This window comes from Curtobacterium sp. MCBA15_004, from assembly GCF_001865055.2.
Taxonomy (GTDB): Bacteria; Actinomycetota; Actinomycetes; order Actinomycetales; family Microbacteriaceae; genus Curtobacterium.
The window spans coordinates 1841617-1857085 of sequence record NZ_CP126266.1 but is presented as its reverse complement, the minus strand read 5'-3'; the positions used below and the strand labels follow the sequence as shown (position 1 = coordinate 1857085).

The 15469-nt window shown below is 73.0% G+C and carries 16 protein-coding genes; 9 read left to right on the top strand and 7 right to left on the bottom strand.

The features are described from left to right. Window positions 1-31: 31 nt before the first annotated feature. Window positions 32-1207 carry an SPFH domain-containing protein gene (locus tag QOL16_RS08765; protein WP_071281848.1) on the bottom strand — a complete coding sequence of 392 codons (1176 nt, stop codon included), beginning with the start codon at window positions 1205-1207 and terminating at the stop codon, window positions 32-34. Next, a complete protein-coding gene (locus tag QOL16_RS08760; protein ID WP_065961631.1) occupies window positions 1204-1674 on the bottom strand; it encodes an NfeD family protein in 471 nt (156 codons plus the stop codon). The genes QOL16_RS08765 and QOL16_RS08760 overlap by 4 nt, the downstream gene beginning before the upstream one ends. A gap of 277 nt (window positions 1675-1951) precedes the next feature. Between QOL16_RS08760 and QOL16_RS08755 the strand changes: the two genes are divergently transcribed. The 7 genes from QOL16_RS08755 (at window position 1952) to QOL16_RS08725 (ending at window position 8677) form a co-directional block, all read left to right on the top strand. Then, on the top strand, window positions 1952-2713 hold the full coding sequence (locus QOL16_RS08755) for an SDR family oxidoreductase (protein ID WP_065961630.1): 762 nt from the start codon (window positions 1952-1954) through the stop codon (window positions 2711-2713). 119 nt (window positions 2714-2832) lie between these two features. Beyond that, window positions 2833-3300: an NUDIX hydrolase gene (locus tag QOL16_RS08750; RefSeq protein ID WP_065961667.1), complete on the top strand. Its 468-nt coding sequence runs from the start codon at window positions 2833-2835 to the stop codon at window positions 3298-3300. A 62-nt stretch (window positions 3301-3362) separates the two neighbouring features. Next, complete coding sequence (locus QOL16_RS08745; protein ID WP_071281846.1) at window positions 3363-5726, top strand: excinuclease ABC subunit UvrA; 2364 nt, start codon at window positions 3363-3365, stop codon at window positions 5724-5726. Between the two features lie 100 nt (window positions 5727-5826). After that, entirely contained in the window at window positions 5827-6135 is a 309-nt protein-coding gene (locus QOL16_RS08740) for a DUF4190 domain-containing protein (RefSeq protein ID WP_139197465.1), read from the top strand. 239 nt (window positions 6136-6374) lie between these two features. Then, complete coding sequence (locus QOL16_RS08735; protein WP_171898746.1) at window positions 6375-6539, top strand: hypothetical protein; 165 nt, start codon at window positions 6375-6377, stop codon at window positions 6537-6539. A gap of 300 nt (window positions 6540-6839) precedes the next feature. After that, entirely contained in the window at window positions 6840-7475 is a 636-nt protein-coding gene (locus tag QOL16_RS08730) for a response regulator transcription factor (RefSeq protein ID WP_139197466.1), read from the top strand. After that, window positions 7472-8677 (top strand): sensor histidine kinase, encoded by a 1206-nt coding sequence (locus tag QOL16_RS08725; protein ID WP_254780111.1) that lies wholly within the window; start codon window positions 7472-7474, stop codon window positions 8675-8677. Before QOL16_RS08730 ends, QOL16_RS08725 begins: the two co-directional genes overlap by 4 nt. Before the next feature lie 304 nt (window positions 8678-8981). Here the strand turns inward: QOL16_RS08725 and QOL16_RS08720 are convergent, their stop codons facing one another. Both QOL16_RS08720 and QOL16_RS08715 read right to left on the bottom strand, forming a co-directional pair. Then, entirely contained in the window at window positions 8982-10019 is a 1038-nt protein-coding gene (locus QOL16_RS08720) for an alcohol dehydrogenase catalytic domain-containing protein (protein WP_071281842.1), read from the bottom strand. Between the two features lie 224 nt (window positions 10020-10243). Beyond that, window positions 10244-10924: an SDR family NAD(P)-dependent oxidoreductase gene (locus QOL16_RS08715; protein WP_071281840.1), complete on the bottom strand. Its 681-nt coding sequence runs from the start codon at window positions 10922-10924 to the stop codon at window positions 10244-10246. A 101-nt stretch (window positions 10925-11025) separates the two neighbouring features. Between QOL16_RS08715 and QOL16_RS08710 the strand changes: the two genes are divergently transcribed. Continuing rightward, on the top strand, window positions 11026-11859 hold the full coding sequence (locus QOL16_RS08710) for a helix-turn-helix domain-containing protein (RefSeq protein WP_071281838.1): 834 nt from the start codon (window positions 11026-11028) through the stop codon (window positions 11857-11859). Window positions 11860-11981: 122 nt separating this feature from the next. Here QOL16_RS08710 and dhaM read toward each other — a convergent pair whose 3' ends face one another. Genes dhaM through dhaK form a run of 3 tightly spaced genes read right to left on the bottom strand, consistent with a single transcriptional unit; the run spans window position 11982 to window position 14424 of the window. Continuing rightward, window positions 11982-12746, bottom strand: coding sequence for a dihydroxyacetone kinase phosphoryl donor subunit DhaM (gene dhaM / locus QOL16_RS08705; protein ID WP_071281836.1), 765 nt, complete (start codon window positions 12744-12746; stop codon window positions 11982-11984). Next, a complete protein-coding gene (gene dhaL / locus QOL16_RS08700; protein ID WP_065961619.1) occupies window positions 12743-13369 on the bottom strand; it encodes a dihydroxyacetone kinase subunit DhaL in 627 nt (208 codons plus the stop codon). Before dhaL ends, dhaM begins: the two co-directional genes overlap by 4 nt. Window positions 13370-13422: 53 nt before the next feature. Next, complete coding sequence (gene dhaK, locus QOL16_RS08695; RefSeq protein WP_071281834.1) at window positions 13423-14424, bottom strand: dihydroxyacetone kinase subunit DhaK; 1002 nt, start codon at window positions 14422-14424, stop codon at window positions 13423-13425. Between the two features lie 311 nt (window positions 14425-14735). On the opposite strand from dhaK, the gene QOL16_RS08690 reads away from it, so the two are divergent. Then, window positions 14736-15458, top strand: a complete 723-nt coding sequence (locus tag QOL16_RS08690) for an MIP/aquaporin family protein (protein ID WP_071247109.1) — start codon at window positions 14736-14738, stop codon at window positions 15456-15458. Window positions 15459-15469: the final 11 nt, after the last annotated feature.

The window sequence follows — 15469 nt, the reverse complement described above, 5'->3', positions numbered from 1 at the left end:
GGGACGGGCGTCGTCGTGCGTGCGGGTGTGCTCAGGCGGGCGTGCCCTGCCCCGTGCTCGGGTCGGTCGTCGAACCGGCCGCGCCCCGTGCGGCCTCGTCGGCCGCGGCGATCTTCTCGTCGACACTGCGGTTCGACTCCGCGAGCCGTTCGTCGATCGCGGCGTCGGGCACGATGTCCGCGGCGGTCGCGTTCGGTCGGGGGTCCGACCCGGCGGCACCGGCGGACGCGGTGTTGGCGAGGCTCTCGTTCGCGAGTGCGGAGATCCGGGACAGGAAGTCCGTCCCGCCGGCACCACCGGTGACCGGGCCGGAGCCCGAGCGTCCCGCGGTGAAGCCCTTCGCGATGCCCGACAGCGCCTCGGTGAACTCGCTCGGGATCATCCAGAGCTTGTTCGCGGTGCCCTCGGCGATCTTCGGCAGGGTCTGCAGGTACTGGTACGAGAGCAGCTTCTCGTCCGGGTCGCCCGTGTGGATCGCCTCGAAGACGGTCGCGATGGCCTGGGCCTCGCCCTCGGCGCGGAGGACCTGCGCCTTGGCGTCACCCTCGGCGGCGAGGATCGCGGCCTGCCGCTGGCCCTCCGCCTCGAGGATCTGCGACTGCTTCGTGCCCTCGGCCTGCAGGATCGCCGCACGACGGCTGCGCTCGGCGCGGAGCTGCTGCTCCATGGCGTCCTGGATGGACACGGGCGGCTCGATCGCCTTGAGCTCGACCCGGCCGACGCGGATGCCCCACTTGCCGGTCGCCTCGTCGAGGACGACGCGGAGCTGGCCGTTGATGTTGTCGCGGCTCGTCAGCGCCTCCTCGAGGTTCAGACCGCCGACGACGTTGCGGAGCGTGGTCGTCGTGAGCTGCTCGACGGCGCCGAGGTAGTTCGCGATCTCGTAGGTCGCGGCGCGCGCGTCGGTGACCTGGAAGTAGACGACGGTGTCGATCGACACGACGAGGTTGTCCTCGGTGATCACCGGCTGCGGCGGGAAGGACACGACCTGCTCGCGCATGTCGAGCAGCGGGCGGAGACGGTCGATGAACGGGACCAGGAGGTTCAACCCGGGGTTGAGGGTCTTGTGGTACTTCCCGAGGCGTTCCACGATGCCCGCGGTCGCCTGGGGGACGATCCGGATGGCGCGGGACAGGACGACGATCACGAAGATCACGACGACGAGGACGAGGACGAGCAGTGCGATCGTCCCGGCTGAGATGGTCACTTGGTGGCCCTTTCTCCGAGGCGGACGACGGCTGTCGACCCCTCGATGGACTCGACGACCACGGGGGTGCCGAGCGGCGGTGTGCGGTCGGGGGAGTCGGCGGCGAGCCGGGCGCTCCAGGTCTCGCCGTTCGCGAGCCGGACCTGTCCGGGGGCGGACGTGGTGAAGGCCACGGCCACGGTCCCGGGGAGGCCGATGAGCCCCTCGACGTTGGTGCGGTGCGGATCGGCGTTGCGGCCGAGGGCGACGAGGAGGCGCGGGCGGACGACGGCGAGCAGGAGCAGCGCGACCCCGGCGGCCACGATGGCCGACAGCCACCACGGTGCGCCGACCAGGCCGGCGATCAGTCCGCCGGCCGCGCCCGCCGCGAGCATGAGGAAGACGAAGTCGAGGGTGAAGACCTCGACGACCCCCAGCAGCAGCGTCAGTCCGATCCAGACGACCGTCTGGATCCAGTCGATGTTCACGCGATCTCCCTCCCTCGGTCGCGCGCTCCGGCGTGCAGCGTCGCGACGGCCGGTGTTCTTCCCTCCACGGTACCGGTCCACCCGCCGGGTCGGCTGACCACCTACGGCGCGGTCCCGGACCGCCCGGCACCGTTCGGCACCGCCCTGCGCTGTCCCGGACCGGTCGGCACCGCACGGCAGGGGACGGCACGGTGCCGGTCGACTCGGTGGTGGTCGGTCCGGGCGGTAGGCTCGTCGGCGGCCGACCGGCCGGTACCGCGACCTGGAGAACACGACTGTGACGAACCCCCTCGCCCCCGGATCCCTCGCCGACACGCGCGCACTCGTCACGGGTTCGTCGCGCGGGATCGGCGCCGACACGGTCGGGTACCTGGCCGAGGCCGGCGCGAAGGTCGTCGTCAACTACCGCAACAAGGCGCGTCGCGCAGAGCAGATCGCCGAGAAGATCGTCGCGGACGGCGGCGCTGCCCTGGCGATCGGCGCCGACCTCACCGACCACGAGTCGGTGCAGGCGATGGTCGACGCGGTCGTGGCCGAGTGGGGCGGCATCGACCTGCTCGTCCTCAACGCCTCCGGCGGCATGGAGAGCGGCCTCGGCGAGGACTACGCCCTCCGCCTGAACCGCGACGCCCAGGTCGACATGCTCCAGACCGCCGTGCCGCACATGCCGGCCGGCTCCCGCGTCGTCTTCGTCACGAGCCACCAGGCCCACTTCGTCGAGACCGCCGAGACGATGGACGAGTACGTCCCGGTCGCGAAGAGCAAGCGCGCGGGCGAGCTTGCCCTGCGCGAGCTCATCCCGCAGCTCGAGGCCGTCGGCATCGAGTTCGTGGTCGTCTCCGGCGACATGATCGAGGGCACGATCACCGCGACGCTCCTCAACCGGCTGAACCCCGGCGCGATCGAGGGCCGACGCCAGGAGGTCGGCAAGCTCTACAGCGTGTCCGAGTTCGCGGCCGAGATCGCCCTCGCCGCGGTCGAGCCGATCCCGGCCGACCACACCAAGCTCGTCGGCGACGTCAGCGGCTTCACCGCCTGACGGCGCGGCAGCCCGACGGCGCGGCAGCCCGACGGCGCGTCCGCGCCGGTCGCGACCCGCACGAGACGGCGAGTCGATCTGCCAGCGCGACCACCGTCCGACCGGCTAGCGTCGTGGACGTGACCGCCAAGCCCGGCCTGCGCCGTTCCTCCAGGATCATCCTCCTCGACCCCGACGACCGTGTGTTCCTGATGGACACGCGGTCGCCGTCGTCCGACGGGTCCCACCGCTGGATCACGCCCGGCGGCGGCGTCGACCCGGGGGAGTCGCACCGGGTCGCGGCGGTGCGCGAGCTCCGCGAGGAGACCGGCATCGTCGTCGACGACCCGGGCGAGCCGGTGTGGACGTGGGACTTCACCGTCGAGTGGGACCTCGCCGACCACGACCGCGGGCACAGCGAGTTCTACGTCGTCCGCACGCCGGGCTTCGTGCTGTCCGAGGCGGGCTGGACCGACGACGAGCGCGTCGACATCCTCGCGTCCCGCTGGTGGACCGCCGACGAGCTCGACGCCACCGACGAGCCGTTCGAACCCGCCGAGCTCCCGGAGCTCGTGCGCCGTCACGCCGCGCGGTCGGGCACGGTCTGAAGCCCGACCCCGGCACCGACCGGGGGTGGCGGGGGCGGGGTGCGGAGCAGTAGCGTCCTGACATGCAGCACGCCACCGACCACGCGGCGGACCGACACGACCGTATCCGCGTCCGCGGTGCGCGCGAGAACAACCTCCGCGACCTCGACGTCGACCTGCCGAAGCGCCGGCTGACGGTCTTCACCGGTGTCTCCGGGTCCGGCAAGAGCTCGCTCGTCTTCGCGACGATCGCGGCCGAGTCGCAGCGGATGATCAACGAGACCTACAGCGCCTTCCTGCAGGGCTTCATGCCGTCGACGGCGCGACCCGACGTCGACGTGCTCGACGGCCTCACGACCGCGATCGTCGTCGACCAGGAACGCATCGGTGCCGACCCCCGGTCCACGGTGGGGACGGTCACCGACGCGAACGCGATGCTCCGGTTGCTGTTCAGTCGACTCGGGACGCCGCACATCGGGGGACCGAACGCGTTCTCGTTCAACCTCGCGACCGTGACCGCCGGCGGGGCGATCACGGTGCAGAAGGGCAAGGACGCGAAGGCCGAGAAGGTCTCGTTCTCGCGGCTCGGCGGCATGTGCGCCGACTGCGAGGGCCGCGGCACCGTCACGGACATCGACCTGACGCAGCTCCTGGACACCGACCGGTCGCTGGCGGACGGGGCGATCACCGTCCCGGGGTGGGGCACGGACGGCTGGATGGTGCGGATGTACGCCGAGTCCGGCTTCGTCGACAAGGACAAACCGGTGCGCGACCTCACCGAGCAGGAGCGTGCCGACCTGCTGTACCGCGAGCCGACCAAGCTGAAGATCGCCGGCATCAACATGACCTACGAGGGACTCGTGCCCCGCGTTCGCCGGTCGTTCCTGCAGAAGGACCGCGAGGCGATGCAGCCCCACGTCCGTGCCTTCGTCGACCGCGCGGTGACCTTCACGACCTGTTCGGCGTGCGACGGCACCCGGCTCAACGACACCGCCCGGTCGTCCCTCGTCGACGGCAGGAGCATCGCGGACGTCTGCGCGATGCAGGTGTCCGACCTCGCGGCGTGGCTGCACGGACTCGACGCGCCGTCGGTGGGCCCGCTGCTCGACGGTCTGCGGGACGCGGTGGACTCGTTCGTCGAGATCGGCCTCGGGTACCTGTCCCTCGACCGGCCCACGGGGACGCTCTCGGGTGGCGAGGGCCAGCGCGTGAAGATGGTGAAGCACCTCGGCTCGAGCCTGAGCGACGTCACGTACGTCTTCGACGAGCCGAGCACCGGGCTGCACCCGCACGACGTGCAGCGCATGAACGCCCTGCTGCTGCGGCTCCGCGACAAGGGCAACACGGTCCTCGTCGTCGAGCACAAGCCCGAGGTGATCGCCGTCGCCGACCACGTGGTGGACCTCGGGCCCGGGGCGGGGGTCGAGGGCGGCACGCTGTGCTTCGAGGGCACCGTCGCGGAGCTCCGAGCGAGCGACACCGTCACCGGCCGCCACCTCGACGACCGTGTCTCGGTCAAGGACGAGGTCCGCCCACCCACGGGTGCGATCGAGGTCAGGGGAGCTGACCGGCACAACCTCCGGGACGTCGACGTGGACGTCCCGACGGGCGTGCTCACGGTCGTCACCGGGGTCGCCGGGTCCGGCAAGAGCAGCCTCGTCCACGGGTACCTCGCCGGTCGCGACGACGTCGTCGCGATCGACCAGAGCGGTATCCGCGGCTCGCGGCGCAGCAACCCGGCGACGTACACGGGGCTGCTCGAACCCGTCCGCAAGGCCTTCGCGAAGGCGAACGGCGTGAAGCCGGCGCTGTTCAGCGCGAACTCCGAGGGTGCCTGCCCCGCGTGCAACGGCGCCGGGGTGCTGTACGTCGACCTCGGCATGATGGCGGGCGTGTCGACCCCGTGCGCGGAGTGCGAGGGCAAGCGCTTCGACCAGTCCGTGCTCGCCTACCGACTCGGCGGGAAGGACATCAGCGAGGTCCTCGCGATGTCGGTCGCCGAGGCCGAGCGCTTCTTCGCCGCGGGGGAGTCGCGTGTCCCGGCAGCGCACGCGGTGACCACCCGGCTCGTCGACGTCGGCCTCGGCTACCTGACGATCGGGCAGCCGTTGACCACCCTGTCCGGAGGCGAACGGCAGCGCCTCAAGCTCGCCACGCACCTCGGCACGCCCGGCGGGGTGATCGTGCTCGACGAACCGACCGCGGGCCTGCACCTGGCCGACGTCGCGCAGCTGCTCGGCCTGCTCGACCGGCTCGTCGACGACGGGCGCACGGTCGTGGTGGTCGAGCACCACCAGGCCGTGATGGCGCACGCCGACTGGATCATCGACCTCGGCCCGGGCGCCGGGCACGACGGTGGCCAGGTCGTCTTCGCGGGGACGCCCGCCGACCTGGTCGCCGCACGGTCGACGCTCACGGGGGAGCACCTCGCCGCGTACGTCGGCTGACCGGCCGGTGCCGCGGCGAACGGGCGCGGCGGGAAGCGCCTACCGTGAGCGCCGACGGTCGCGTGCACCCGCACGGCGGGCCACGACACGAGGAGTGACCATGTCCACCAACGGATACCCGCCGGCACCGAACGCTCCCGGCGGCGCACCCGCGAAGAGCGGCGGCAACGGGCTCGCCGTCGGCTCGCTCGTCCTCGGCATCGTCGGCGTCGTCTTCGGGTTGATCATCGCGCTCGTCGGCATCGTCGCCGGCGTCGTCGGCCTCGTGCTCGGCATCATCGCGCGTCGCCGTGGACTGTCGCGCGGCATGACGCTCGCCGGCATCATCCTGTCGGCGATCGCCATCGTGCTCGGCATCATCGGCTACATCCTGGCTGCCGTCGCGCTGACGCAGCTCGGCACGAACTGACGCGACCGCGGGCGGACGGGAGGCGCGTGGCGGCATCGCCACGCGCCTCCCGTCCGTCCACCACCCGCGTCCGACGGGCGACGCGTGCCGGGGCCGCGCCGCGCCTCCCGTACCGTCGGGCGCGTGGTCGGGCCGGTCTGGAGGCGCGGGTCGCGACAACGCGGTGGCTGCCGGCGCCGCAGGTGGCCGGGTCGCGCACCGCCCGACCACCCAGGGTGGTCGGGAGTAGCGTCCGCGGCATGACGTACAGCCAGCCGGACCCGGCAGAAGAGACCACGCAGGCAGAGGCACCCGAGCAGCCCGACACGGACCGCCCCGACCTCGAGGAGCACGGCGAGGAGCAGGCCGCGCTCGAGATCGACGCGGACGACGTGCCCACCGGGGACGAAACGCCCGAGCACTGAGCTCGTGACCGGCGGGCGCGGCCCGTCGTGACCACCACGGACGCCCGGACCACGCCGGTCCGGGCGTCCGTCGTCGCGGGTGGCGGGTCCCGCGGGCGGAACGCCACGGAGGCTTCGGTGCCCCTGCTCGAGTCTAGCGCCGATAATGCATATTATGTCAACTCAGGTGCAGCCGGCCGGTCCCGTCGGGCTCCCCGGCACCTCCCCGCAGCCGGTCGGCTGCCGCTGACCACCGGGTGGACACCGCCGGTGATCGTGTCGGCGGATGCCGCGGCGGCGAGGTGCGACGATCATGGGTCCGTGTCCTCCGTGCTCATCGTCGATGACGAGACCCTGGTCCGATCCGGCCTGTCGATGATCCTCGACGCCGACCCCCGGATCGACGTCGTCGGAGCCGTCTCCGGTGCGGACGCCCTCGAGGCGGTCGAGACCGCCCGACCCGACGTCGTGCTGCTCGACATCCGGATGCCCGACGTGGACGGTCTGCAGCTGCTGGCCGAGATCACCGGCCGGCCGGACGCCCCGGTCGTGGCGATGCTCACCACCTTCGACAGCGACGACCACCTGACCGCGGCTCTGCGTGGCGGCGCCGCGGGGTTCCTCCTGAAGAACACCGACCCGGTCGCGCTCACGCAGATGGTGCACACGCTCGCCGCCGGAGGGACGGTGCTCGCCCCGGGCGTGAACCGGACCGTCCTGGCGTCCGCGGCGCTCGACCCGGACGCCCGCGCGCGGGTCGCGACCCTGACGGACCGGGAACGGGACGTCCTGCGGCTGGTCGCGGAAGGTGCCACGAACGGTGAGATCGCCGACGCCGTCGGGGTCAGCCTCGGCACCGTCAAGGACGACGTCGGGACGGTACTCGTCAAGCTCGGCGTCCGGAGCCGGGTGCTCGCCGCGCTGACCGCAGCCCGCGCCGGACTGGTCGACCGGTGACCGCCGACGAGGACCGCCGCGACACCGGGCGGACGCACCGCGGTGCCCGGTGGTCGCCGTTCCTGATCGACGTCGTGCTCGTGCTCGTCTCCGCGTCGTACTCCGCGCTGAGCGTGTACAGCGACGCGGACGCGCCGTCGAAGTGGGTGCTGACGATGATCGCCGCCGCGGGCTTGCTGCTGCGTCGTCGCTGGCCGTACGCCAGCCTGGTGCTGGCGCTGCCGGGTTTCGAGTGGGGCTTCGCGGTGTTCGCGGTCATGTTCGCGCTGTACAGCGTCGCGCGCAGCGAGCGCCGCACCGCCTGGATCGTGGGCGCCGCGGTGGTCGCGTTCTGCTGCTCCCCCTCCTGGCGCGGGATGACGACGGGGATGCGGTTCGACCTGTCGACCCTGCAGTCGCTGGTGACCGCCGCGCTCTTCTCGGCGCTGTACGTGGCAGCGCCGACGGCACTTGGTGTGGCGATCCGCGTGGGCGCCGAGCTCCGCCAGGAGATCCGCGAGCGTGCCGCCCTGCAGCAGCAGCGCGCCCGTCTCGCAGCCGAGCACGCCCTCGAACGCGAACGTGCGGTGCTCGCCCGCGAGATGCACGACGTCGTCTCGAACCAGGTGAGCCTCATCGCGGTGCAGGCAGGCGCGCTGCAGGTGGCCTCCCCCGACGCCACCGCTCGACGGGTCGCCGCCACGATCCGCGGGCTCAGCGTGACGACGCTCGACGAGCTCCGCGCGATGATCGAGGTCCTCCGTGCCGCCGGTGGCGCCGACCGCGGGCCCGCTCCACAACCCACCCTCGCGGACCTGCCAGGACTCCTCGAGCAGAGCGGCATCGCCGTCGACACGCACGTCGAGCTCGACCGACCACTCCCCTCCGCGGTGCAGCGTGCCGTCTTCCGACTCGTGCAGGAAGGCCTGACGAACGCTCGGAAGCACGCACCGGGAGCAGCGGTGCACCTGACGATCAGCACGTCCGGGACCCGGGTCTCCGTGGAGCTGGTCGCCGAGCCGCCACAGGGTCCCCCGCTCGACCTGCCGAGCGCGCACCACGGTCTCGTCGGGCTGCGGGAACGGGCGGAACTCCTCGGCGGCTCACTCGAACGGCACCTCGGCGACGACGGGACCCACACGCTCCGGATGACCCTCCCCGCACCGCGGACGACGACCGGGCCACCCGCACCCGATCAGCCGGACCGGCGTCCAGACAGCTGATCGACACCGCCGTCCGGCACATGCCGTCCGACGTCGGGGCCGATGTCGCGGCCGATGACGCGGGCGGCGTCCGCAGCCGGGCGGCCAGCCGATCGGCTGCGGGACTTCATCCGGAGGACTGATGTCGGTGTCGGTTCCCCGGTGCCATGATGGTCTCGTACGGGGGGCGCACCAGTCGGGGTGCCTTGTCTGGTTCGATTTCCGGAGCCCTCCACCATCACGACGTCGATCAGGTCGGCATCCGGAGCAGCGTCCGATCAGGCTGCCGCGCCGAGCACCGACCGGTCGTCCCGAACGGCCTCGGTCACCTCGTCACCACTGCCACCGTCATGCCCGCAGCGGTCGGCGGCCCGTCCATCGCGAGGATCGCGTCCGGCAGCTCGTCGAACCCGATGGTCCGGCCGATCGACTCCGACGGACGCAGCCGCCCGGCGACGACGTCGTCGAGCATCGCGGCGTACTCCCCGACCGAGATGCCGTGACTGCCGAGCAGTTCGAGTTCGTCACCGACGACGCGACCCATCGGGATCGCCGGGACGGCCTCGTCGCCGAGCAACAGGCCGACCTGCACGTGTCGTCCGCGCGGGCGGAGCGAGGCCACCGCGGCGACCGAGGTCGCTCGGCTGCCGAAGGCGTCCACCGAGACGTGCGCTCCCCCGCCGGTGAGGTCGTGCACAGCGTCGACGACGTCGTCGTCCATCGACAGGGTCTCTGCGCCGAGCGCCGCCGCCCGCTCGAGTGCCGCCGCGGAGACGTCGACCGCCACGACCCGGGCGCCCGCCGCGACCGCGACGATCACCGTCGAGAGGCCGACTCCCCCACAGCCGTACACGACGACCCACTCACCCGCGGCCACCCGACCCCTGGCGTGCACGGCGTGGTACGCCGTCCCGAAGCGGCAGCCGAGGCCGGCCGCCTCGGCGAACCCGACGGCGTCGGGCAGTGCCACCAGGTTGACGTCGGCGTGCGGCACCACGACCGACTCGGCGTACGAGCCCGGCAGCGTGAAGCCGGGTTGCTGCTGTCGCGTGCAGACCTGCGTCGCGCCCTGCTGGCACTGCTCGCACGTCCCGCACGCGAAGACGAACGGTGCGGTGACGCGGTCGCCGACCGCGAAGCCGGACACCCCGGCCCCGACGGCGCTGACGACACCCGCGAACTCGTGTCCGGGCACGTGCGGCAGCACGACCGAGTCGTCGTGGCCCTTCCACGCGTGCCAGTCGCTCCGGCACACGCCGGTGGCGGCGACCCGGACGACGACCCCCTCGGCCGGTGCGACGGGTTCGGGCAGGTCGACGATGGCGGGGGCGGCTCCGAACCGGTCGTACTGGACTGCGCGCATGCCGTCATCCTGGCAGACCGGTCGCCGCCCGACCGAGCCGGGTGGAGCCCTGTGGGCGACCGCCCGACCCACCGCCGCCTGTGGAGGAACCGGGCCCCGCGCCTCCCGGCCGGGCCCCGCGCCTTCCGGCCGGGCCCCGCGCCTCCCGGCCGGGCCCCGCGCGTACCGGCGCGGGCCCCGCGCGTACCGGCCGGGCCGCGCGCGTACCGGCGGGGACCCGCGCCTCAGTACGCGATCCGGCCGTTCCGGCCGTGGAACTCCCCCGTCGGCCCGTCCTGGTCGAGCAGCGCGAGCCGCACGGTGGCGTCGGTGCCCTCGGTCACGGTCTGGTGGCCGCCGAACCCGTTGAACTCGGTCGCCGTGTAGCCGGGGTCGCTCGCGTTGACGCGGAACCCGGGCAGGTTCTTGGCGTACTGCACGGTCATCGCGATGAGGGCGGCCTTCGACGCGGCGTACGGCACCGCGGCGACCGGGTACTCGTCGTGACCAGGGGTGGTCAGCCACCGGGTGAAGCCGACGCCCGAGGCGACGTTGACGACGACCGGGTTCGCCGAGCGCCGGAGCAGCGGCAGCGCGGCCTGCGTCACGCGCACGACACCGGTGACGTTCGTCGCGAGCACGGCGTCCATCGCGGCCGGGTCGAGGTCGTCGACGCCGAAGGCCGTCCCGAGCACGCCGGCGTTGTTCACGAGCACGTCGAGTGCGGGCAGGGCGGCGATCGCGCGGTCGACGCTCGTCTGGTCGGTGACGTCGAGCTGCACGACCTCGGCGCCGAGCTCGCGGACGGCGTCGGCCGAGGCAGGGTCCCGGACCCCGGCGACGACCGTGTGGCCGGCCTCGAGGAGGCGGCGGGTGGTCTCGAGTCCGAGGCTGCGGTTGGCCCCGGTGATGAGTGTGGTGGTCATGGGTCCAGCCTGGCCCCCGCGGCTGCACTCCCCCAGGCACGGGTCGACCATGGGACCGGCAGTACCAGGGAGCCCGGGCCGTCCGGGGCCAGGATGGACGCATGAGCGAGTTCGCCGAGGTGCTGCGCGCGTGGCGCGACCGGGTCCGACCCGAGCAGGTCGGCCTGCCTGCGGGGCCCGGGCGCCGCACGGCCGGGCTCCGCCGCGAGGAACTCGCCGCACTCGCCGGGGTCAGCGTGGACTACGTCGTCCGGCTCGAGCAGGGGCGGGCGACGAACCCGTCGCCGCAGCTGCTCGGCGCACTCGCGACCGCGCTGCGACTGAGCACCGCGGAACGCGACCACCTGTTCCGGGTCGCCGGCGCGGCCGCGCCGTCCCGCCTCACGGTGCCGACGCACGTCCCCCCGGGCGTGCAGCGCATCGTCGACCGACTCGGCGACGTCCCCCTCGCCGTGTTCACCGCGGCGCACGACATCGTCCTCTGGAACGAGCTCTGGGCCGCCCTCGGGGACGACCCGGGACGCTGGACCGGCCTGGACCGGAACCTGGTGTGGCGGCACTTCGTGCACGGCCACGAGGGCGTGGAGTGGGACGACACCCACCAGGAGGACTTCTCGAGCGACCTCGTCGCCGACCTCCGGGCCGCGGTCGGGCGCTACCCCGCCGACGCACGGCTGGCCGACCTCGTCGCACGCCTCCGACGGGAGTCGGCCGAGTTCGAACGTCGGTGGGACAGCGGACGGATCGCCGCACACCGGACCAGCCGCAAGGTCGTGCACACCCCGGTCGGGCCGGTCGAGATCGACTGCGACGTCCTCGGCGTGCCCGGCAGCGACCTGCGCATCGTCGTCTACACCGCGGTCCCGGGCAGCACCGACGCCGCGACGCTCGACCTGCTCCGGGTCACCGGCCTGCAGGAGCTCACGCCGGGCTGAAACACGGCAGGACGCGTCCGCAGCGCGCCATCGCCCTGCCCGCACCGACCGGCCCGGCACCGGACGCGTCCGCAGCGCGCCATCGCCCTGCCCGCACCGACCGGCACGGGCAGGGCGGCGGATCACTCCCCGAAGCCCGAGCGCACCAGGCTGACCAGGGTGTCCACGGCGTCCCGGGCGTCCGGCCCGGTCGCGTCGATGGTCACGGACGCGCCCTTCGGCAGGGCGAGCGCCATGATCGCGAGCAGGCTCTTGGCGTCCACGCCGTTCACCGACACCCGGGCCTCGTGCTTCGCCGCGGCCTTGACGAACTCGGCCGCGGGGCGGGCGTGCAGCCCGCTCTCGTTCACCAGTTCGACGGTCGCGGACGCGACCGCGTCGTCACCGTCGGCTGTGCCGTCCACCGGCACCGCGCCTCCAGGCCGGTCACCCGACGGCGCGTCGGACGCGGCCTCGGCGGTCTGGTCGCCGAGCACCGGACTGGAGGCGCTGCCCGCGTCCGCCCCGCTGGTCGCGGCGGTCGCCGCCGCGGCGAGCACGGCGTCGGCGTCGCCTCCGGTCTGCGCGGCCACGGCCGCGGCGACCGTGCCCTCGACGACGGGTGCCGAGGACACGTGCACGCGACCCCGGGCGTCGTCGTCGAGGAAGTCGAGCGCGGTGTCCACCGTCAGGTAGGCCGAGCCGAGGTCGCACAGCACCACGACCGCGTCGGCACCGGCGAGTTCCCCGATCCCCTCGGTGATCGCCTCGAACGAGGTGCCGATCCCGCCGTCGTCGGTCCCGCCGGCGGCGACGAGCGGCACGTCCGCGGCCATCTGCCGGGCCAGGGCCACGGTCCCCTCGGCGATCGCCGCGCTGTGCGAGACGACGAGGATCCCGACGGTCACGCCGCGTCCGCCGCGGCGCGCAGGATGTACGCCGTCGACTGTGCGCCCGGGTCGCGGTGCCCGACGGCCCGCTCGCCGAGGTAGCTCGCACGACCCTTGCGGGCGACCAGCGGTTCGGTCGACTCGGCACCGGTGCGCGCGGCGTCCGCGGCGGCCTCGAGCACGCGCTCGGGCGACTCCCCCGCAGCGGCGGCCGTCGCTGCGGCGTCGACCGCTGCCGACCAGGCGTCCACCATCGTCTTGTCGCCGACCTCGGCCTTGCCACGGGACACCACGCCGTCGCGGGCCGCCGTGAGCACGGCCACGAGGGCGTCGGCGTCGAGCTCGGTCGCGTCACCCGCGGCCTGCGCGGCCTTCAGGTACGCCGTCCCGAACAGCGGCCCGGCAGCGCCTCCGACGGTCGAGATGAGCTTCGTCGCGACGACCTTGAGCACCGCGCCGGGGGTGTCGAAGGACCCGGCGTCGACGGCCTCGACGACGGCGCGGAAGCCGCGGTCGAGGTTCTCGCCGTGGTCGCCGTCGCCGATCTCACGGTCGAGCGTGACGAGCTCGGCCCGGTGTTCGTCGATCGTGGCGAGGGTGCGGTGCACCCAGTCGGTGGCCCATGCGGTGTCGAGCGCCAATTCGTGTCCCTTCCTGGATGGTGAACGGTGGTCCCGGGCCGCGTCGGGCCGGGTCAGCGACCCCAGCGCAGGGCCGGGGTCTCCACCGGGGCGTCCCAGAGGGCGGTGAGTTCCTCGTCCAGCACCGTGACGGTGAGCGAGAACCCCTGCATCTCGAGGGACGTGACGTAGTCGCCGACCACGCTACGCGCGACCCGGTGGCCACGCTCCGCGAGCACCTCGGCGGCGCGTCGGTAGACGATGTACAGCTCGGAGAGCGGCGTGCCGCCCATGCCGTTCACCAGGAGCAGCAGGTCAGAGCCCGCGGGGGCGTCGAGATCGGTGAGCACCGGCTCGATCACCCGGTCCACGAGTCGGTCGGCCGGCGCCATCGGGATGCGCTCCCGACCGGGCTCGCCGTGGATGCCGATGCCGAGCTCGACCTCGTCGTCGGCGAGCGTGAACGACGGTTCGCCGGCGTGCGGCACGGTCCCCGAGGACAGGGCGAGCCCCATCGACCGGGTCGCGGCGTTCACCCGGCGGGCGATCGCGGCCACCGCGTCCAGGTCGTCGCCGCGCTCGGCGGCGGCGCCCGCGCACTTCTCCACGACCACGGTCCCGGCGACCCCGCGGCGGCCGGCCGTGTAGAGCGAGTCCTGCACGGCGACGTCGTCGTCCACCACGACGGCCTCGACGCGCACGTCCTCCATCGCCGCGAGCTCGGCGGCGGTCTCGAAGTTCAGGACGTCGCCGGTGTAGTTCTTGACGATGTGGAGCACGCCCGCTCCCCCGTCGACGGCCTTCGTCGCGGCGACGATCGGGTCCGGGGTCGGGCTCGTGAACACCGGTCCGGGAACGGCCGCGTCGAGCATGCCGTACCCGACGAACCCGGCGTGCAGCGGTTCGTGGCCGCTGCCACCACCGCTGACGATCCCGACCTTGCCGGCCACGGGAGCGTCCACGCGGCGGATGTGGATCGGGTCCTCGACCAGGACGACGTGGTCGGCGTGCGCCTGCGCGAAGCCTCGGACGGTCTCGGTGACGACGGCCTGCGGGTCGTTGATGAGCTTCTTCACTGGTGCCCTCCACGGGTGCGGGGCCGTCCGCGGAGGTGCGACACCGCCGTCGTCGACCGGAGTGCGTCCACCCTACAGCGACCACCCGTTCCGCACAGGTGCACGTTCGTGCACTCCGCACCCGGTCCGGGAGCCTCCCGCGATCCCCCGGCGCACACGCGTCCTGCACGTTCGTGCACTTTGGTGGACTTCGCTCAGTGATGCGTCGCGCAGCGCGGAACGGCGTCACTATGCTCGGCCCCAATCACTCAACGGGGAGTGCCGGACGCAGCACCACCGGACCCCCGACCCTCATGCACTGGAGGTCACCGATGGACGGCATCGGCGTCAATTTCCTCAGCGAGCTCGTCGGTACGGCGATGCTCATCATCCTCGGTGGCGGTGTCGTCGCCGCCGTGTCGCTCACGAAGTCCAAGGGCTTCGGCGCGGGCTTCCTCATGGTCACGATCGGCTGGGGCTTCGCGGTCTTCGCCGGTGTGCTCGTGTCGTACAAGTCCGGCGGCCAGCTCAACCCCGCGGTCAGCCTCGCGCAGGCGATCCTCGGCAACATCACCATCGGCGAGATGTTCCTGTACTGGCTCGCGCAGCTCATCGGCGCGATCATCGGTGCGGTCATCGTCTGGCTCGCCTACAAGCAGCACTTCGACGAGGAGCCCGACGCAGCAGCGAAGCTCGGCGTGTTCTCGACCGGCCCCGCGATCCGCTCGTACGGCTGGAACCTCGTCACCGAGATCATCGGCACCTTCGTCCTCGTGTTCGTCATCCTCGCGATGACCAACGGCAAGGCCCCCGCCGAGCTCGGCGCGGTCCCCGTCGCCTTCCTCGTGATCGCGATCGGTGTCTCGCTCGGTGGCCCCACCGGCTACGCCATCAACCCGGCCCGTGACCTCGGCCCCCGCATCGCGCACGCCCTGCTGCCGATCAAGGGCAAGGGCACCAGTGACTGGTCCTACGCCTGGGTCCCGGTCGTCGGCCCCCTCGTCGGCGGCGCGCTCGCAGCGATCGTCTCCGGGCCCCTCCTCCCCCTCGTCTGACCCCCCTCCGC

Bases quoted from the DNA above. Each gene is read 5' to 3' on its own strand.
- QOL16_RS08745 (WP_071281846.1), top strand. From the start codon at position 3,363: ATGCAGCACGCCACCGACCACGCGGCGGACCGACACGACCGTATCCGC.
- QOL16_RS08710 (WP_071281838.1), top strand. From the start codon at position 11,026: ATGAGCGAGTTCGCCGAGGTGCTGCGCGCGTGGCGCGACCGGGTCCGA.
- QOL16_RS08720 (WP_071281842.1), bottom strand. From the start codon at position 10,019: ATGCGCGCAGTCCAGTACGACCGGTTCGGAGCCGCCCCCGCCATCGTC.
- QOL16_RS08715 (WP_071281840.1), bottom strand. From the start codon at position 10,924: ATGACCACCACACTCATCACCGGGGCCAACCGCAGCCTCGGACTCGAG.
- QOL16_RS08690 (WP_071247109.1), top strand. From the start codon at position 14,736: ATGGACGGCATCGGCGTCAATTTCCTCAGCGAGCTCGTCGGTACGGCG.
- QOL16_RS08735 (WP_171898746.1), top strand. From the start codon at position 6,375: ATGACGTACAGCCAGCCGGACCCGGCAGAAGAGACCACGCAGGCAGAG.
- QOL16_RS08740 (WP_139197465.1), top strand. From the start codon at position 5,827: ATGTCCACCAACGGATACCCGCCGGCACCGAACGCTCCCGGCGGCGCA.